The organism is Deminuibacter soli, assembly GCF_003412455.1.
Taxonomy (GTDB): domain Bacteria; phylum Bacteroidota; class Bacteroidia; order Chitinophagales; family Chitinophagaceae; genus Deminuibacter; species Deminuibacter soli.
The window spans coordinates 1,018,987-1,038,577 of the sequence record NZ_QTJU01000001.1; the positions used below are offsets into that span (position 1 = coordinate 1,018,987).

A 19,591-nucleotide genomic window follows, 5' to 3' on the forward strand; every position below is an offset into this window, starting at 1 on the left:
TTCATGAAAAAATTTTTTGTATGGCTCTTCAGGTTGCTTTGCTGGATTGTGATGGCAGGTTACCTGGTTGCCGCATGCAGCAGCTATTGTAAGCCCTCCGTTTATTTTTTCAGTGAAGCCCTGGCACTGGCTTATCCCATTGCATTGATTTTACTGTTCGTGGTAATTGTAATAAATGTTTTCGTAAACCGTAAACTGGCATTACTTGCCACTGTTATCCTTTTTCTTGGTTTTGGTAACCTGCAACGCAGCTTTGCCTTTCATCCCCTGGCAAAAGTACAGCGCACGCACACCGACAGCAGCGCGTTGCGTATTCTTACATGGAATGTATACTTCTTTCAAAACGATCACTGGTTAAAACACGATACGCCCAACCTGCCGCGCAGGCAAATGGTAGAAGCCATCCGGAAATTCAATCCCGATGTGCTCTGCTTCCAGGAATATCTCTCGTACTCCAATACCAACTGGAATGTGAACATGAACGAGACCTTCGCAGAAATGGGTTATAAGTACCAGTTCTTTTCCAACGATAAAAAGTTTACAGTAGCCAATGGTTACTCGCAGCTGGGCACCATGATTTTATCGAAGCTGCCATTTATTGATACGCTGCGCCTTCCCCTGCACAATACCAATACCGAGCACCTCGAAGCGGTTGACGTAGCGTTTCAGCAAAAGCCCGTTCGCATTTTTGCCACACACCTTGCTTCCCTTGGTTTGTATACCGATACGGAACATACCGGGCTTGGCAGCGAAAACATTTACGAACTTACCTACTCCCGCAAACGCACCGTACTGCGTAAACTAAAAACAACCGGTGTAGAACACGAAAAAGAAAGCGCTATTATCAGCAGGGCCATCAACACCAGCCCCAACCCGGCTGTATTCTGCGCCGATATGAATGCAGGCCCCTGTGCATATGCGTACCGCGTAATACGTGGCAATATGCAGGACGCATACATCCGCCGTGGCTTTGGATTTGGCCAAACCTACGATGCTCTTTCGCCTACCCTGCGTATTGATGTATGCCTGGTAGACAAGCGGCTGGAGGTAACCAATTGTTTTGTTGAAAAGCTGCATGGCCTGTCAGACCATTTCCCGGTAATCACCGATGTTCAATGGAAAAACAATAAATAATGCCGGCGTCAAAAAACAGGTATCCTTCCGCACAATTATGCCGTATGAATGCTATATGAAAGAGTATATTTACATATGGCCGGCATTGTTCGTACACTGACAAAAAAACTGTTTATATCGCTGAATATCCTGTTGGCGTTGTGCTTTCTTACAGCATGCCTGGTACCCTATTTGCATCCTGCACGCTGGTGGCCCGTGGGTTTTGTGGGCCTGTTGTTTCCCTATGTTGCCATCCTGCTTTTTTTCTATCTTATTTTCTGGCTTATCATAAAACCGAGGCTGGCCTTATTGCCACTGTTTTGCCTGCTGGCCGGCTGGCAGCAGTTTGCTTCGCTGTTTGCCTTTCATTTTAATAAAAACCAGTTCAGCGAGGTAAAAATCGATCCGCAGGTACGCGTGCTCAGCTGGAACGTGGGCAGCATGTCGGGCGCCAGCAAAAACAAGGAAAAACAAAAACACGCCCGTACCGAAATAGCAGATGCCATTATTAAAAGCAAGGCCGACATTGTATGCCTGCAGGAATTCAGTCATTCGAGCACCCAGGGGCCGCAGGCCAATAACCTGGGCTTGTTCAAAAACGATTATCCCTGGCATTTTTATTCACAGGATTACTCCCGCCGCCAGGGCTTTTACCAGTACGGCTCGGTGATATTTTCCCGCTACCCCATTATCGATTCGGGTAAAATCAGTTATCCCGGGAAACGTTCAGAAAGCCTGATTTACGTAGATATTCTGAAGGCAAAAGATACCATCCGCATATTTACCACACACCTGCAATCGTTCCGTTTCAACGATTCGGATTACCAGGATATGGAAAAAATAAAGCAGCAGGATTCTGCCCTGTTCAACGCATCGCGCAACCTGTATAAAAAAATGCAGCTGGCCTTTACCCGCAGGGCCATACAGGCCGATATTGTACGCGGCTATACCGATGGTTCGCCCTTTCCCTCCCTTATTTGCGGCGATTTTAATGATGTGCCTACCTCGTATACTTATTCGCGTATCCGCGGTAACCGCCAGGATGCCTTCCTGGCCTGCGATTTTGGAATAGGCCGAACGTATATTGACATTGCGCCCACCCTCCGTATTGATTATATTCTGCCCGATCACCGGTTTACCATACACCAGTTTGATATGGTGGACGAAGATTTAAGCGACCACCTGATGCTGCTGGCTGACCTGAGTTTGAAAAAATAGAATATCTTCGCGCCATGACCACGCATTCAGTATTTACCATCCTTTCTTGTTGCCCCTGCTGCTGCCGGCGCAGCAAATAATTATTTCTACCCGGCCAGCCTGGAACAGGCACACTGAATTCGCTTAAATCATTAAAGTTATTTTTGATTGTATGTCAACACTGAAAGTGTACAACTCACTAACGAGACAAAAAGAAACATTTGAACCATTGGTAAACGGGCATGTTGGCATGTACGTATGCGGCCCCACCGTTAGCGGTGAAAGCCACATGGGCCATGCACGCCCCTTTATTACTTTCGATATTGTTTACCGCTACCTCATGCACCTTGGTTATAAAGTACGTTACGTACGCAACATTACCGATGCAGGGCATTTTGAGGAAGAAGGCCGCGAAGCGGAAGACAAGATCAGTAAAAAAGCCACTATTGAAAAACTGGAACCCATGGAACTGGTGCAGAAATACACCAACCTGTACCATTGGGCCATGAGCCAGTTTAACAACCTGCCGCCCAGCATTGAGCCTACTGCAACAGGCCATATTGTAGAACAGATAGGCATGATTGAAACCATTATCGCCGATGGTTATGCGTACGAAGTAAACGGCTCTGTTTATTTCGACGTAGAGAAATACAATACCGATTTCGCACCCAAAGGCCAGCCATACGGCATGCTCAGCGGCCGCGTGCTCGAGGATATGCTCGAAACCACCCGTGACCTTGACAACCAGGAAGAAAAACGCAACAAAGCCGATTTCGCACTCTGGAAAAATGCGCCACCCGAACACATTATGCGCTGGAAAAGCCCATGGGGCGAAGGTTTCCCCGGCTGGCACATTGAGTGCTCGGCTATGAGTACCAAGTACCTGGGCGACCAGTTTGATATTCACGGTGGCGGTATGGACCTCCAGTTCCCGCACCATGAATGCGAAATTGCCCAGAGCACTGTTTGCAACCACAAAACACCTGCGCGTTACTGGCTGCACAACAACATGATTACTGTTAACGGCAAAAAAATGGGTAAAAGCTATGGCAACCAGATTAGCCTTACCCAAATGTTTACCGGCAACCACCCCATACTGGAGCAGGCCTATGCGCCCATGACCATCCGTTTCTTTATTCTGCAAACGCACTACCGCTCTACCCTCGATTTTGGTAATGAAGCACTGAAGGCCGCAGAAAAAGGTTTGAAACGGTTGTGGGAAGCCTATGAGCTGTCGCAGAAAATTGAACTTACAGCAGTACAATCTGCCGATGCAGCGCTGGATGCCACTGTACGTAAGTTGCTCGCCACCTTCGATGAGTATATGAACGATGACTTTAATACAGCCAAAGTACTGGCCAGCATGTTTGAGCTGGTACCCGTGATCAATGGTATTAAAGACAAACATATTGCCGCAGATGCGCTGAGCGCAGAAACCTGGCAGCTGCTGCAAAAACAGCTGAAGCTGTTTGTAGAAGATATTTTCGGGCTGAAAAGCGAGCTGGCCGGAGGCGATGGCAAACTCGACGGCGTAGTGCAGTTGCTGATCACCATACGCCTGGACGCCAAAACCAAAAAGGATTATGTAACCAGCGATAAAATACGCAATGAACTGGCCACGCTGGGCATTCAGTTAAAAGATGAGCGCGACGGGGGAACCAGTTACTCGGTTAACTAAACGCCGCACACCGGCATATAAAAAGGCCATCCTGTAACAGGGATGGCCTTTATTTTTTGTATAAACTTATTGTCAGGCAGCTTTTGTATTGCTGTGTGCTTCATGTTTGTGCGCAGTTGTACTGCCGTGTGCGCAGTCATCTGCATGACAATGATCGGCCTTTCGGCAAAAACGGTAATTGATATAGTGTGCTGAAACAATCAGCACCACAGCGGGCGGTAAAAACCAGAACTGGTAACTATGCCACACCTGCTTGCAAAACAACAGGGCAAAGCCGGCTGCAAACAGCATTACCGGCAGCAGGCGATGATGGTGTTTCGTAAAACCATGCCTGAATGAATAGGCTCCAATAACCAGTGCCAGCGCAATCATACCGTACTCGAACCAGGCATTATCAATAATATTGATCCCAAAAATGGGTAAACTACTCAAAATCAACGGTAATAATGCGCAGTGTATCGCACATACCAGCGACGCGGTAATCCCCATGGCATCCCAGTTAATCTTCCAGTTCATGCTCCTCCCGTTTAGAAAACACAAAACTACAGCTTTGCAACTTTGTTGCAAAATAAAGTTAAGCAAAACAACATTCTGCGGTAATAGCTGGCAGGTGTCGTAACTTTGCAGGTATAAACAGGCATTATGCGGAAAAAGCTGATCGTATATCTGGTGTTTTTTGTGGCATTGGCAGGCGGCTTCTGGTATTTTTTATTCAGGGGAACCGATAATTGGAAATCTAAGTCACCGGTAATCAATACGGTACGTGATTTTTCCTTTACCACACAAGATGGAGCGCCTTTCACACAGGCCAATATGCAGGGTAAGGTTTGTGTGGTAGAATACTTTTTCACCACCTGCCGCGGTATTTGCCCCAGGCTTAACACCAATATGCACAAGATTTATGACGCATTCCGAGATGAGCCGAATTTTATGATTGTATCACATACCTGCGACCCCGAGCGCGATTCAGTACCGGTACTAAAACATTATGCGGATTCGTTAAAGGTAGACACCAAACGCTGGGTATTTTTAACCGGCCGAAAAGATAGCCTGTACCAGGCAGCCCGCAGCAGTTACCTGCTCGACGATCCTAAAAACAGCGTGGCCAATATAAACGACCAGTTTTTGCACACCCAGTTTTTTGCCGTGGTTGACAAAAATGGCCAGGTAAGAGGCCAGATTTATGACGGGCTAAAAGAAAACGAGCTCAAAAACCTGCAGGAAACAGTGAAATCGTTGCTGAAAGAAAAAACAGGAGAAAGTGGGTTTGCCAACAATATGTTTGGCAGCACCCCATAAATATCAATATCAGGAGGATGAACCATGATAGTGGAAACAACAATAAACGAAACCTTACGGAAAAACCAGCTGAGCGTAACCGATAGCCGCAAAAAGATTCTTGAACTCTTTTTGCAAACACAGGGAGCGCTGGCGCATTCAGACGTAGAAAAACAAACCGGTACTTTATTCGACAGGGTTACCATTTACCGTACCCTGCAGACTTTTGTTGAAAAAGGCATTATTCATACCATACCCACAGCAGATAATTCCGTTAAATATGCCCTTTGTATTGATGAATGTACCGAAGGTCATCACCACGACAACCATGTGCATTTTGTATGCGATGAGTGTAATACTACATTTTGTTTAACCCATGTGCAAATTCCATCTGTAAAATTGCCCGGCGGTTTTACCGGCAAACAAACAGATGTAATCATCAGCGGCATCTGCAGTCGTTGCGGCAACCAATAACAACCATCAACATTATTCAATAAAAACGGGCTGGTAACTTTTGTTGCCAGCCCGTTTGCTGTATGATACCAGCCGCAGAATTCAGCTGCAGCTATTAGAATAACCATCCAACCATCCATCCTGCAACTATATTAATAATCGATCACCTGCTCAACAATTGCAGCCGGAATGGGTCGCCATTCATACTGCTGGTTGCGCAGCTGGGGTTCAAAACCTGCTTCTTTAATCGCCTGCTGCATGGTTTTGTAGGTGAAGCGGTGCGGTGCGCCGGCTGCGCTTACCACGTTTTCTTCAATCATAATACTGCCCCAGTCGTTGGCACCGCTGTGCAGGCAAATCTGCGCAGTTTCCTTGCCTACAGTTAACCAGCTGGCCTGTATGTTTTTCACATTTGGCAGCATAATACGGCTAATGGCAATCATGCGGATGTACTCATCGGGCGTGGTAAGATTGTGTACGCCGCGGATACGCGTAAGCAGGGTATCTACATCCTGGAAGGTCCAGGGAATAAACGCCAGGAACCCTTTGGCTTCTGCAGGTTTCAGGGCCTGAACCTCGCGCAGGCGGGTTAAATGGATAAAACGCTCTTCCAGTGTTTCCACATGACCAAACATCATGGTTGCGCTGGTGGTAATATTTAGTTTATGGGCTTCGTGCATAATGGCCAGCCATTCATCACTGCCACATTTGCCTTTGCTGATGAGGCGGCGCACCCTGTCTACCAGTATTTCGGCACCAGCACCGGGCAATGAATCCATACCGGCCGTTTTCAGCGCCAGCAATACATCGTGGTGGCTTTTCTTTTCGAGCTTGCAGATATGGGCTACTTCGGGGGGGCCGAGTGTGTGCAGTTTAATGTTCGGGTATAAAGCCTTCAGTTCAGAAAACAGGTCAACATAAAACTGTAAACCCAGTGCAGGATGGTGACCGCCCTGCAACAGCAGCTGGTCGCCGCCATATTTCAGTGTTTCTTCAATTTTACGCTTATAGGTGGGAATATCGGTGATGTACGCATCAGCATGACCGGGTATGCGGTAAAAATTGCAGAACTTGCAATTGGCAATGCACACATTGGTGGTATTTACATTACGGTCTATCTGCCAGGTAACCTTACCGTGCGGCACCTGCTTTTTACGCAGTTCATCCGCCACATACATCAGTTCGGTTAAAGGTGCATGCTCAAACAGGTACATGCCTTCTTCAATAGATAAAAACTCAAAATTGAGCGCCCGCTCATACAACGCTGATAAGTTCATGCTTGCTCTTCTTTTTACAAAAACGGCTATGCCATTCAGACAACAAATGTAAGTAAAGTATACAAGCAGCCACGCAAACGTGCAAGGCAAGAATTTTTTTTGCCCGGGCCCCAAAATTTATTTCAATGGGATAACATTCGTTTAAAACAGTTGCCGGTGGGCAAATAATTGTTGTTTGTACCCTGCAAACTGCATTATCCTTTTTGTTCAGCTGCATAAACAACAGTTTAGTTGCTGTTTATATATACCGCTCATCCGTAAGTTGTTTGGGTAATTGGCAATTGCAGCGTAACTTATGTATAAAAGCCCGGCTTGCTATCTCAATTGAATTTTCCGGCCAACGCCCGTTAATCATTGCCACCAGCACCGTGTTTCTGAAACCATCCAAAACCACTGTTTACATGCTTATCATACGCCGTATGAAAATGGCAGTGCTTTTACCTGCTGTACTTGCCTGCTGTATGCTGCACAGCCTCACACTGCGGGCACAGGAACAGTTTATTGCCCCTTCTGCCAAACTGCTTACCAGCTTTCCTTTTAAAATGCTTACCGGCGGTATCATCATTGTAACTGCCACCCTCGATGACCATGCCGATTCGCTCAATTTTGTGCTCGATACAGGCAGCGGTGGCATTTCGTTGGATTCTGCAACTGTTGACTATCTCAAACTCAAACGAACGCCCTCTGCCCGTACCATACGCGGCATTGCGGGTGTAAGAACCGTTGAGTTTACCTATAACCACAGTCTGCACCTGCCTGGCTTAACAAGCGACAGCCTCGATTTTCACATCAACGACTACGATTTGCTGAGCAGTGTGTACGGCATACGTATCGATGGCATTATGGGCTACTCCTTCCTGCGCAGGTATATCGTGGCGGTTGACTACGACAAAATGATGCTCAATATTTTTACACCTGGCTCGTACAACTACCCCCGCAATGGTTATTTCCTGCACCCCATTTTCTCTAACCTGCCCATGCAGCGGCTGGATGTAAAAGATGCCAAAACCGTATCGAGCCGTTATTACCTGGATACAGGCGCCGGTTTGTGTATGCTGTTTTCCCAGAATTTTATGGACGACAGCGCCTGGCTCAATAAAAAACGCAAACTATACCCCACACAGGCCGAGGGACTGGGAGGCAAGAAAAACATGTCGCTTACAGTGATTAAAGAAGTAAAGCTGGGGCCCTACCGCTTCAAAAAAGTTCCTGTATACGTATTTGATGACGAGTACAATGTTACCTCGTACCCGGTGCTGGCAGGGCTTATCGGTAACGATATCATGCGCCGCTTTAATGTGGTGCTCAACTATCCCGACCAGCTGATTTATATAAAACCCAACACACACTACAATGATGTATTCGACTACTCTTACACCGGCCTTGGCATGTATGTAATTGACGGCTCGGTGCATGTAATAGATATCATCACCGGATCTCCTGCCGATAAAGCCGGTTTCCAGAAAAACGATATCATTGTAGGGGTGGGCAATAACCTGTCGAATGACATACAGGCCTATAAAAACCTGCTCCAGATAACCAATACCCGTGTAACTGTTGTTGTACTGCGCCAGGGCAAACTGGTACAGCTTAGAATGAACATCAAAAGCATTTTACGGGGCCGCTAACTTACTCGTACTGTTAAACTTAGCTGCAGCCTGCCACAGCGCCGGCCAAAAGCGGTGCAGTTTCCGTAATTTGCATTTCTTTTTAGTTTATACATATGATTCAATATAACAGGTTTACATTAGACAACGGATTACGTGTGTTGGTACACGAAGACCAATCTACCCCCCTGGCTGTGGTAAATGTGATGTACGATGTGGGTGCGCGTGATGAAGATCCCAACAAAACAGGTTTTGCCCATTTGTTTGAGCACCTGATGTTTGGCGGCAGTATCCATATTGACGATTATGATGAGCCGTTGCAGCGTGCAGGCGGCGAAAACAATGCTTATACTACCAACGATTTAACCAACTATTACTGCCAGCTGCCTGCGCAGAATATAGAAACCGCCTTCTGGCTCGAAAGCGACCGTATGCTGAGCCTTGCCTTCAGTAAAAAAAGTCTTGATGTGCAGCGCAAGGTGGTAAGCGAAGAATTTAAAGAGCACTACCTCAATAAACCTTACGGCGATGTATGGCATAAAATGCGCGAGCTGGCCTACACCACGCACCCCTACCGCTGGATGACCATTGGCAAAGACCTGAGCCATATTGAAAACGCCCAGCTGGATGATGTGAAACATTTCTTCTTTAAACATTACCGCCCTATTAACGCCATCCTGGTTGTAGCCGGCAATGTAAAAACTGAAAACATCAAACGCCTGGCAGATAAATGGTTTGGCAACATACCCATGGGTGAAAAATACGAACACCGCCTGCCGCTTGAGCCTGTACAGAAAGCCCCCCGCCTGCTGGAAGTAACTGCTGATGTGCCGGTAAATGCCTTTTACAAAACCTGGCATATGGCATCCAGGCTGGAACAGGGTTATTACAATGCCGACCTGGTTACCGAGATACTGGGCGGTGGCGGCTCGTCACGCCTGTACCAGTCACTGGTAAAAGAACAGAAGTTGTTCAGCAACCTGGAGTGTTACCATTTCGGCAGCATAGATGCAGGCCTGGTTGCGCTGGAAGGCAAGCTGGTACAAGGTGTTAAAATGGAAGATGCTTCCAAAGCTGTTGAAGCCGAGCTGGACCGCATGAAACAGGAAGCCGTTTCAGAAGCAGAGTTGCAGAAGGTGAAAAACAAAACGGAAAGCATTATTGCCTTTGAAGACATGGGCATTATGAGCCGTGCCAACAGCCTTGCATTTTACGAGTTGCTGGGCGATGCCAACCTCATGAACACAGAGCTGGACAGGTACAACGAGGTTACGGAAGAACAAATTAAAACCTGCAGCCAGCAGCTGTTCGATGTAAACAACAGCAATGAAATGCGCTACTACAGCAAGAACTAAAACAGCGCAAACGAATTTTTTACTACCAAGATCTATTTAACCATATGCTCAACAGAAAGCAGGAACCGGATATACACGACGCAGTTGACTTTGATGTAACGCTGAAGCCTTACGAATCGTTCACGCTTGACAATGGTGTGCCTGTGTACACCATTGATGGCGGTGCACAGGAAGTGCTGATGCTGGAATGGGTATTTTATGCCGGCAACTGGTACGAGCAGCAAAACATTGTTGCTGCTACTGCCAACTTTATGCTCAAGAACGGCACTGCCGGCAAATCGGCTTTTGCCCTCAACGAACATTTTGAATTTTACGGTGCCTATTTAAACCGCAATTGCTACAACGAAACCGCATCGGTTACGTTGCATTGCCTGGCCAAACACTTACCCGATTTATTACCGGTGGTGGCGGAGATATTCTCTGAATCAGTTTTTCCGCAAAACGAACTGGACATTTACAAACAGAACCAGAAACAGCGCCTGGAAGTAAACCTGAAAAAATGCGATTTCGTATCAAACAGGTTGATTGATGAATATGTATTTGGCATTGACCACCCCTATGGCAAATACACCTCTACCAAAGATTACGATGCGCTGCAACGCGAATCGCTGGAAGCATTTTACCAGCAGTTTTACAAAAACGGCCGCTGCATGTTGTTTGCAGCCGGTAAATTGCCGGCAGATATTGGTACACAATTGAACAAGGTATTTGGCCAGCTGCCATTTAACCGTACAGAAATGCCCGCAGTATCACATGCGTTTACACCTGCTACGGAAAAGAAATACCGCATTATCAACGATACCAACGGCGTGCAGGGCGCCATCCGCATGGCAAGGCCCTTTCCTAACCGCCACCATCCTGATTTTCCGAAAGTGCAGGTGCTCAACAACATACTGGGCGGCTTTTTCGGTTCAAGGCTGATGAGCAATATCCGTGAAGACAAAGGTTATACCTATGGCATTCACAGTTACCTGCAAAACCACGTACACAGCAGCGCCTGGATGATCAGTACAGAAGCCGGCCGCGATGTTTGCGAAGCAACGATTACGGAAGTATACAAGGAAATGCAGCTGCTGCGCGACGAACCCGTTGATGCGGAAGAACTGCACCTGGTAAAGAATTATATGATCGGCAGTGTACTGGGCGATCTTGATGGCCCGTTCCAGATTATCGGCCGCTGGAAAAATTATATCCTGAACAATCTTACAGACGCGTGGTTTTACAATAGCCTGCAAACCATCAGAAGCATTACCGCTGAAGAATTGCAGGCACTGGCACAGCAATACCTGCAGCCGGATGATTTTTATGAACTGGTTGTAATATAATTGTAATTGGCATGGGAAAGTTTATAGGGAAAATACTGGTTACTGCACTCGCGGCCCTCATTGTGTCGTACCTGATGCCGGGCGTGCGTATTGACAGTGGCACCAGCGCCGTGCTGCTGGCCCTGGTATTGGCCCTGCTGAACGGGTTTGTAAAACCGGTTCTCATCATTTTAACCATCCCTATCACGCTGGTTACATTCGGCCTGTTCCTGCTTATTATTAACATGGTCATCATCAAATGGTCGTCGGATATAGTAGGCGGTTTTCACATTGCAGGCTGGTGGGCAGCATTCTGGTTCAGTATATTGCTGTCTGTCGTAACCTTCTTTCTCGAAAGCATTATTTCGCGCCAAACGCGCGAGCCGGAACAATAGCCATTCATCCAACACATTCAAAATAAAAAGCGCTGCTCACGGATAAAACCGATACGCAGCGCTTTTTTTATGTATTACAGCCGCCGGTGATACCGGCTGTTTGTTGTAATTATCCTTCAAACTTTTTAAACAATGCGGTAGCAATGTGGCCGCCAAAACCGAATGTATTGCTCAGTGCGTAGTTAACGGTTCTGTCAACTGCCTTACCCAGTGTAAAGTTGAATTTACCTGCAATGGCTTCATCTACCTCGGTGGTGTTAATGGTAGGTGGCACTTTGCTTTCTGAAATAGCTTTGATACAGGCAATGGCTTCAATGGCACCGGCAGCACCCAGCAGGTGGCCTGTCATTGATTTGGTAGAGCTGATGTTCATATCAGGGCGTGCGCCGAATACACGTTCAATACCTTTCACTTCACTTGCATCGCCCATAGGGGTAGAAGTAGCGTGTGTATTGATGTAATCGATCGCTGCGGGTTCAATGCCGCCTTCTTCCAGTGCAGCAAGAATACCAAGGTAAGCACCTTCACCATCAGGGTGTGTGCCAGTTAAATGGTAAGCATCTGCAGCCATACCGCCGCCAGCAACTTCACCGTAAATAGGTGCACCGCGTTTTACAGCACTTTCATAGCTTTCGAGAATAATGGCGCCGGCGCCTTCACCCATTACAAAGCCATCTCTTTTTACATCAAACGGGCGTGAAGCGCCTGCAGGATCTTCATTGAAAGTAGACAGTGCTTTCAACGCGTTAAAACCACCGATAGAGGTTTCGTTCACCGGTGCTTCAGAACCGCCGGTGATAATAATATCGGCCTTACCCCAGCGAATGTGGTTAAATGCATCAATCAATGCCGTGTTGGATGTTGCACAGGCAGATACAGTAGTAAAGTTAAGTCCGCGCAGCCCGTACCTGATGGAGATAATACCAGAGGCAATATCTACCAGCATTTTGGGAATGAAGTACGGGTTAAAACGCGGCGTACCATCACCTTTTGCAAACTCTATCAGCTGTTCCTGGAATGTTTGGATACCACCGTTACCTGAACCCCAGATAACACCGATGCGATTGCGGTTGAGTTTTTCAAAATCGAGCTGTGCATGTTTTACTGCTTCTTCAACAGCAACCAGGGCGTACTGTGTATACAGGTCGTATTTGCGGGTATCACTTTTTTCAAAGTGATTGAGTGGATCAAAATTCTTGAGTTCGCATGCAAAGCGGGTTTTGAACTTTGACGCATCGAACTTGGTAATGGGGGCTGCACCACTTACACCATTGATAAGCGACTGCCAGTAATCTTGCACATTGTTTCCTAGTGGGGTTAATGCACCCAAACCGGTGATAACAACTCTTTTCATTGTATTTCAATTTAATTGAGGGCGGCGCGAAGGTAAACAATAAATAGGCAGCAAACCTGCAACAGGTGTTTGTTTTGAACAGGGCTTGTTAAATTTGTTAACAAACAGCCGTTCGTAGGGGAAAGGCTGCAATGCAATGCAGTGAGGCATTACCTTAGCAATACATTCTACTACAGATATGAATTTTCAGCGCAAACAGTTTACCGGCAACGAGCTGGTATCCATTTACAGGGAGCTGCTGCTGCCCAGGCTTATTGAAGAAAAAATGCTGGTGCTGCTGCGCCAGGGCAAAATAAGCAAGTGGTTTAGCGGTATTGGCCAGGAGGCTATTGCTGTAGGCTGCAGTTATGCGCTGCAAAACGATGAGTGGCTAATGCCCCTGCACCGCAACCTGGGTGTGTTTACCAGCCGGGGCATGCCTTTGCACAAACTGTTTATGCAATGGCAGGGCGACCAGGATGGTTACAGCAAGGGCCGTGAGCGCAGTTTTCATTTCGGCAGCGCTGCGCATCATATCTGCGGCATGATTTCGCACCTGGGCCCGCAACTGGCCATTGCCGATGGTGTGGCGCTGGCGCACAAGCTGAAAGGTGAACAGAAAGTAGCCCTTGCCTTCTCGGGCGACGGCGGTACCAGTGAAGGAGATTTTCACGAAGCGTTGAACGTGGCCGCTGTGTGGGACCTGCCTGTGATTTTCGTGATCGAAAACAATGGCTATGGCCTTAGCACCCCCACGCATGAACAATACCGCTGCGAAAACCTGGTTGACAAAGCCAAAGGGTATGGCATGGAAGGCGTGCAGATAGACGGTAATAACATTCTCACCGTAATAGATACCCTGCGTGGCGTACGCGACTATTGCCTGCGTGAACAGAAGCCTTACCTTATTGAATGTATGACTTTCCGCATGCGCGGTCATGAAGAAGCCAGCGGCGTAAAATACGTACCGCAGCAACTGTTTGCCGAATGGGCCCAAAAAGACCCTGTGCGCAATTACGAGCAGTTACTGCTGAGCGAACAGGTGCTAACCCCGCAGGCGCTTGAACAAATACAACAGGAAACAAAACAATACATAGAAAAGGAATTACAGCTTGCTGCCGAATTAAGCAGCCCGGTTACCCTGAACATTGCAGCAGAACTGCAGGATGTGTATGCCCCGCCTGTACTATCGGCCCGCAGTTATGAAGAAGCACTGGAAAAAGGTTGCACTGAAAAAAGACTGATCGATGCCATTAAAGATGGCCTGCTGCAATCGATGGAGCTGCACGACAACCTGGTGCTTATGGGGCAGGACATCGCTGCTTATGGCGGCGCGTTTAAAATAACCGAAGGATTGTTTGAACGTTTCGGCGCCAGCCGCGTGCGCAATACCCCGCTTTGCGAAAGCGCGATTATTGGCGCAGCACTTGGATTAAGTCTCGAAGGTTTTCGCTCGGTAGTGGAAATGCAGTTTGCCGATTTTGTGAGCGTTGGCTTTAACCAGATTGTAAACAACCTTGCCAAAATACATTACCGTTGGGGTCAATCTGCCAACGTGGTCATACGCATGCCCACAGGTGCAGGCGTAGGCGCCGGCCCGTTTCACAGCCAAAGTACCGAAGCATGGTTTGTACATACGCCCGGTTTAAAAGTCGTTTATCCATCTAACCCGGCAGATGCAAAAGGGTTACTGGCAGCAGCCATTAACGATCCCAACCCGGTTTTATACTTTGAACATAAAGCCCTGTATCGTAGTGTAAGCGGGCAAGTACCCGATGCATATTATATCACGGAAATTGGCAAAGCCAGCATTGTTCAACAGGGAAAAGATATTTCGGTAATTACGTATGGCGCAGGTGTACACTGGGCGCTTGAATATGCGGCACAGCACCCGGAAATAAGCCTGGAGATAGTAGACCTGCGCACACTGCTGCCGCTTGATGAAACAGCCATCCGCCAAAGCGTGCAACGTACCGGCAAAGTGCTGGTGCTGCACGAAGCCAGTATTACCGGCGGCATTGGCGCCGAAATAACCGCATGGATAGCCGAACATTGTTTTGAACTGCTCGATGCCCCGCCCATGCGTTGCGCATCGCTCGATACACCGGTTCCCTTTAATACAGAACTGGAACAGCAATACCTGGCCAAAAGCCGCCTGCATCAATCCGTGCAGGCACTGCTGCAATATTAAGGGCTATTGCAAGCTGATGGCCGATGCCGATTCCAGCGAATCTGCATGCTACACGCGCTGTAAACCCATGCAGTCATACACTTGCCGTATTATTTTACTACCTTAGTAAACAGGAACAGCTGTTTTTATTCACCAAAAACGAAAGGCATTGATACCGATTGCAGTTTACGGAAAACAACAGACAGGAGACACCATTCAGTATGTATTAGCAGCAGATGTAGGCGGCACAAAAGCCAACCTGGCACTGGTTCAGGTAGAGGGGCTTAAAATGCAGTTGCTGAAGCGCAAAAAATATCCTTCGCAGGAATATGCTTCCTTTATTGACATTATCACCGATTTTATACAGGATGTACCGCACAAGCCCGGCAAAATATGCGTGGGCGTCGCAGGCCCGGTCATTAACGGCGAAGTGGAGTTCACCAATCTTTCCTGGATGGTTTCTGAAAAAGAACTCAGCCGCGAAACAGGTGTTACCGCTGTAGCCCTCATCAACGACCTGGAGGCAACGGCCTATGGACTTGCCACCCTGCCAGACGAAGATTTTACAGTACTGCATGCCGGCAATGGTGCACCTGCCGCAGGCAATATTGCCATTATTGCACCGGGCACGGGCCTGGGCGAAGCCGCCTTGTTTTTTGATGGCAGGGCATTTCATCCTTTTGCAACAGAAGGCGGCCATACCGGCTTTGCACCACGCACCGCGCTCGACTACCGCCTGCTGCAATACCTGCAGCAGCAAAACAAAGTGGTAAGCTGGGAGCATGTAATTGCAGGACCCGCCATTTATGTGCTTTACCAGTTTTTACGCGATGCAGAGAAAATGCAGGAACCGGAATGGCTTACCAAACTGCTGGCAGAAGGCAAAGACCCCTCTGCGGTGGTAAGCAGCACTGCTATTGAAAAGCAGGAGCCCCTTTGCGTGAAAACCATGGAGCTGTATATCCGTTACCTTGGTTATGAATCAACCAACCTGGTGCTGAAAATGAAAGCCAGCGGCGGGTTGTATATCAGCGGGGGAATTCCTCCCAAAATATTGCCGCTGTTGCAGCAGCCTGCGTATTATGCTGCCTATTGCGACTGCGACCGCATGAACGACCTGGTGGAAGCTGTACCTATCAGGGTTATTATGAACGATCACGCTCCGCTGTTTGGCGCAGCTTATTACGGAGCGCATGGCATTTAACGCATGAAAAAAACAATATCAACCCTGCTGCTGCCCGTATGCCTGTGTACGGTTGCGGTGGCGCAACAACAAATAACTGCAGTTGCCAGGGCCAAAGATGCTTTTTTGATTACCCGCCTGGCAGCAACATTGCATGTGCAACCGCGGGCGTTGAACGAAGTGCTGTCGAACGATTTATACAACAGCGTTCTGGAAACGCTCGATGATCAGCGGATGATATTTACCAGCGAAGACATGCGCCGGCTGGAGCCATTTCGTTATACATTGCATCAGCAGATTGCCAAACAGCAAACCGCTTTTTTAACCACATTGGTATCGCTGTACAACACCCGCATACGCCAGGCAGATACCATGGTTACCGGTATCTGCAGTAAACCGTTTCACCTGGGCACACCTGAATTGCTGGGCGCAGCAGAAGATACCAGCTACCCGGCAGGCGCAGCCGCCATGCGGGCAAAGCTGTATAAAATTATAAAGCTGGCCGTACTCAATGACATCGCCGGCAAACTCACCGACAATGGTGTTGGCGGCGCAGCCAATGTGCAACACCAGGGCGATAGCCTGGAAGCTGTTGTGCGCAAAAAAACAGCCGCCTTCTTTCACCGCAACCTGTTGCGCTATGCCACTACGCCACATGGCTTAACCGATGCCATTGGCAATATTTACTGTAAATCGCTGGCCAATTGTTACGATCCGCACACAGAATACTTCCCGGTATCGGAAAAGGAAAACTTCGACAGCGAACTGGGCCAGAAACGTTACCGCTTTGGCTTCCAGTTAAAAGAAAGCGAGAACGGAGATGTAAGCATAGATGCCCTGATGCCCGGTAGCCCTGCGTTTCGCAGCGGTATGCTGAATGTAGGCGATAAATTGGTTACACTGCAATGGCAGGGCGAGCAGCCGGTTGACATAGAACAGGCAGGCGCCACAGAAATAAGCAGCCTGCTTAGCAGTAGCAACCACGACCAGCTGTACCTCACCGTTAAAAAAACAGATGGCAGCTTACGCAAAGTGCCGCTGGTAAAAGAAATAGTAACCGATGATGCAGATGAAGACGCCGATAAGGTGAAAAACTTTTTGCTCAAGGGGCAAAAGAACATCGGCTATATTTTACTGCCGGCCTTTTATACCAGCTGGGGCAACGATCCCAACGATCAGTCGGGCGGCTGTGCCAATGATGTAACCAAGGCGATCATCAAATTAAAAAAAGACAAACTCGACGGCCTTATACTGGACCTGCGTTTTAACGGCGGCGGCTCTCTGCAGGAAGCAGTGGCGCTTGCCGGTATTTTTATCAATGCAGGCCCTGTACTGCAGTTGTGCGGCCGTGATACCACAGCCATTGTTACCCTGCGTGATGTAAACCGCGGCACCGTGTACGATGGGCCTTTAATGATACTTGTAAATGGCTACAGCGCATCTGCCTCTGAAATTCTGGCCGGTACCTTGCAGGATTACCACCGTGCGGTGATTGCAGGCTCAGACACGTATGGCAAAGCTACCAGCCAGGTAGTATGGCCGCTTGATACAGTTGCTATTCGCAGCAATAATCCGCGTGTTGCGCAAACAGCATCGTACCTGAAAGTAACCGGCGAACGCCTGTACCGCATTACCGGGGAAGCTGCACAGTTTACCGGCGTAATACCAGATATTGCCCTGCCGGATGTAAGCGACTACTCAAACGAGAAAGAAAAAAACGAGCCCTTTGCCCTGCACAGCAAAGCCATTGCCCCCAACAAATATTACCGCCCCTACCCTGCATTGCCGCTGGCTGCCATGCAGCAAAAGGCGAATACCTTGTTTACAAAATATCCTTATTTCACAGCAGTAAAAAATTACGGCACTTACCTGCAGCAGGATAAGGAAGAAAACGACGTGCAGCTTACCCTGGCAGATGCATTGAAGCGCAGGCAGCAATTGCGTGATCTGCAGAAAACATTATCTACTGATAAAGTAGTCGGCGAATCATTGTTTACTGTTGAAACGGTGAGCTTTGATGCCGCTAAAATAAAAGCAGATGCACTTAGCCAGGAAATGAACGAAATTGCGCGGAAATATGTTGCCACCGATCCCTATATTCATTTCGCATTCGCACTGATGAGCGAATAATCCTTATTAAATTAATTCAACCATGCGATATATGAAAACCAAAAGGCTACCCATGTTTTGCAAAAAAGCATTGGTGCCACTGCTGCTCATCTTTACCCCTTCGCTGCTCTTTGCCCAAACCGATAACCCGGGCAGTTACATGACAGCCATCAGCAACGCCCTCGAAAACATGAACCGCACTTACATGAGTTATATCAGTGCTGCGGCACACAGCAGGCGTGCAAAGAAAATTGAAAAGCTGCGGCAGCAAACCATTGAAAGCATCATCAATTCAAAATACAAAATCTCCGAACTGCCCATTTACAAAGGCGATAACTCGCTGCGCAAAAGTGCCATTGACTATGTGCAGCTTTGTTACAAAGTGTTTAATGATGACTATGCCCACATCGTAAACATGGAAGAAATAGCCGAGCAATCGTACGATGCGATGGAAGCCTATATTCTGTTGCAGGAAAAAACCAATGAAAAAGTACAGCAGGCATCAGACAGTATGCATTTTGCCATACAACGTTTTGCCACTAAATACAATGTGCAGCTGATTGAAACAACAAACGAGCTGAGCGAGAAAATGGGCGCTGCCGATAAGTTGAACCACTACCGCAATCAGGTATTTCTCTGCTTTTTTAAATGCAACTGGCAGGAAGCGCAGATTATAGAAGCCATCAATAAAAAGAACCTTAACAACATTGAGCAATCACGCAATGCCTTAAGCAACTTTGCAACAGCCGGTCTCTCAGCGCTGGACAGTCTTAAAAGTTTTGAAGGTGATGCAAGCCTGTCAGCCGCCTGCAAACAATCATTGACATTCTATAAAAACGAAGCGGAAAAAGACTTTCCGAAGATGCTCGATTTTTATTTAAAGCAGGACAACTTTGAGAAGACAAAGAAATCGTTTGAATCAAAAGCTACGCGTACCAAAGACGATGTTGACACCTATAACAAAAGTGTAAACGAAATGAACAGCGCCGCCAGCGCCTTTAATAAGGTAACTGCCGACATGAATGCCAACCGCACACAAGCCACACAGGGCTGGGAGCAAACAGAACGCAGTTTTGTAGATACACATATGCCGCATTACAAATCGTAATCCGGTTTTACTACTGTAAATTAAAACGGCC

The 19,591-nt window shown here is 47.7% G+C and carries 16 protein-coding genes; 13 read left to right on the forward strand and 3 right to left on the reverse strand.

Going from position 1 to position 19,591, the window contains the following annotated elements; genetic code table 11:
- Positions 1-3: 3 nt before the first annotated feature.
- The 3 genes from DXN05_RS04430 (at position 4) to cysS (ending at position 3,988) form a co-directional block, all read left to right on the forward strand.
- Positions 4-1,134 (forward strand): endonuclease/exonuclease/phosphatase family protein, encoded by a 1,131-nt coding sequence (locus DXN05_RS04430; protein ID WP_116845980.1) that lies wholly within the window; start codon positions 4-6, stop codon positions 1,132-1,134.
- 75 nt (positions 1,135-1,209) lie between these two features.
- Positions 1,210-2,331, forward strand: a complete 1,122-nt coding sequence (locus DXN05_RS04435; RefSeq protein ID WP_158559124.1) for an endonuclease/exonuclease/phosphatase family protein — start codon at positions 1,210-1,212, stop codon at positions 2,329-2,331.
- 151 nt (positions 2,332-2,482) lie between these two features.
- A complete protein-coding gene (cysS, locus tag DXN05_RS04440) occupies positions 2,483-3,988 on the forward strand; it encodes a cysteine--tRNA ligase (protein WP_116845982.1) in 1,506 nt (501 codons plus the stop codon).
- 72 nt (positions 3,989-4,060) lie between these two features.
- Here the strand turns inward: cysS and DXN05_RS04445 are convergent, their stop codons facing one another.
- On the reverse strand, positions 4,061-4,504 hold the full coding sequence (locus DXN05_RS04445) for a MerC domain-containing protein (RefSeq protein ID WP_116845983.1): 444 nt from the start codon (positions 4,502-4,504) through the stop codon (positions 4,061-4,063).
- A 126-nt stretch (positions 4,505-4,630) separates the two neighbouring features.
- On the opposite strand from DXN05_RS04445, the gene DXN05_RS04450 reads away from it, so the two are divergent.
- Positions 4,631-5,287 (forward strand): SCO family protein, encoded by a 657-nt coding sequence (locus tag DXN05_RS04450; RefSeq protein WP_116845984.1) that lies wholly within the window; start codon positions 4,631-4,633, stop codon positions 5,285-5,287.
- 30 nt (positions 5,288-5,317) lie between these two features.
- Positions 5,318-5,740, forward strand: a complete 423-nt coding sequence (locus DXN05_RS04455; RefSeq protein ID WP_245975119.1) for a Fur family transcriptional regulator — start codon at positions 5,318-5,320, stop codon at positions 5,738-5,740.
- Between the two features lie 131 nt (positions 5,741-5,871).
- On the opposite strand, the gene DXN05_RS04460 is transcribed toward DXN05_RS04455, so the two are convergent.
- Positions 5,872-6,996 carry a CofH family radical SAM protein gene (locus tag DXN05_RS04460; RefSeq protein WP_116845986.1) on the reverse strand — a complete coding sequence of 375 codons (1,125 nt, stop codon included), beginning with the start codon at positions 6,994-6,996 and terminating at the stop codon, positions 5,872-5,874.
- Positions 6,997-7,397: 401 nt separating this feature from the next.
- Here DXN05_RS04460 and DXN05_RS04465 point away from each other — a divergent pair, with 401 nt between their 5' ends.
- The 4 genes from DXN05_RS04465 (at position 7,398) to DXN05_RS04480 (ending at position 11,657) form a co-directional block, all read left to right on the forward strand.
- Positions 7,398-8,624 (forward strand): aspartyl protease family protein, encoded by a 1,227-nt coding sequence (locus DXN05_RS04465; protein ID WP_245975120.1) that lies wholly within the window; start codon positions 7,398-7,400, stop codon positions 8,622-8,624.
- A 95-nt stretch (positions 8,625-8,719) separates the two neighbouring features.
- The gene (locus DXN05_RS04470) at positions 8,720-9,958 is read left to right on the forward strand and encodes a M16 family metallopeptidase (RefSeq protein ID WP_116845987.1); all 1,239 of its coding nucleotides are present in this window, start codon (positions 8,720-8,722) and stop codon (positions 9,956-9,958) included.
- Between the two features lie 44 nt (positions 9,959-10,002).
- A complete protein-coding gene (locus DXN05_RS04475; protein ID WP_116845988.1) occupies positions 10,003-11,283 on the forward strand; it encodes a M16 family metallopeptidase in 1,281 nt (426 codons plus the stop codon).
- Positions 11,284-11,294: 11 nt separating this feature from the next.
- Positions 11,295-11,657 carry a phage holin family protein gene (locus DXN05_RS04480; protein ID WP_116845989.1) on the forward strand — a complete coding sequence of 121 codons (363 nt, stop codon included), beginning with the start codon at positions 11,295-11,297 and terminating at the stop codon, positions 11,655-11,657.
- A 109-nt stretch (positions 11,658-11,766) separates the two neighbouring features.
- On the opposite strand, the gene fabF is transcribed toward DXN05_RS04480, so the two are convergent.
- A complete protein-coding gene (gene fabF, locus DXN05_RS04485) occupies positions 11,767-13,011 on the reverse strand; it encodes a beta-ketoacyl-ACP synthase II (RefSeq protein ID WP_116845990.1) in 1,245 nt (414 codons plus the stop codon).
- Between the two features lie 178 nt (positions 13,012-13,189).
- On the opposite strand from fabF, the gene DXN05_RS04490 reads away from it, so the two are divergent.
- From DXN05_RS04490 to DXN05_RS04505, 4 genes are all read left to right on the forward strand, one after another.
- Entirely contained in the window at positions 13,190-15,181 is a 1,992-nt protein-coding gene (locus DXN05_RS04490; protein ID WP_116845991.1) for an alpha-ketoacid dehydrogenase subunit alpha/beta, read from the forward strand.
- Between the two features lie 148 nt (positions 15,182-15,329).
- Complete coding sequence (gene glk / locus DXN05_RS04495) at positions 15,330-16,364, forward strand: glucokinase (protein ID WP_116845992.1); 1,035 nt, start codon at positions 15,330-15,332, stop codon at positions 16,362-16,364.
- A 3-nt stretch (positions 16,365-16,367) separates the two neighbouring features.
- A complete protein-coding gene (locus tag DXN05_RS04500; protein ID WP_116845993.1) occupies positions 16,368-18,473 on the forward strand; it encodes a S41 family peptidase in 2,106 nt (701 codons plus the stop codon).
- Between the two features lie 31 nt (positions 18,474-18,504).
- A complete protein-coding gene (locus tag DXN05_RS04505; RefSeq protein ID WP_116845994.1) occupies positions 18,505-19,560 on the forward strand; it encodes an LIC11966 family surface protein in 1,056 nt (351 codons plus the stop codon).
- The last annotated feature ends 31 nt before the right edge of the window (positions 19,561-19,591 follow it).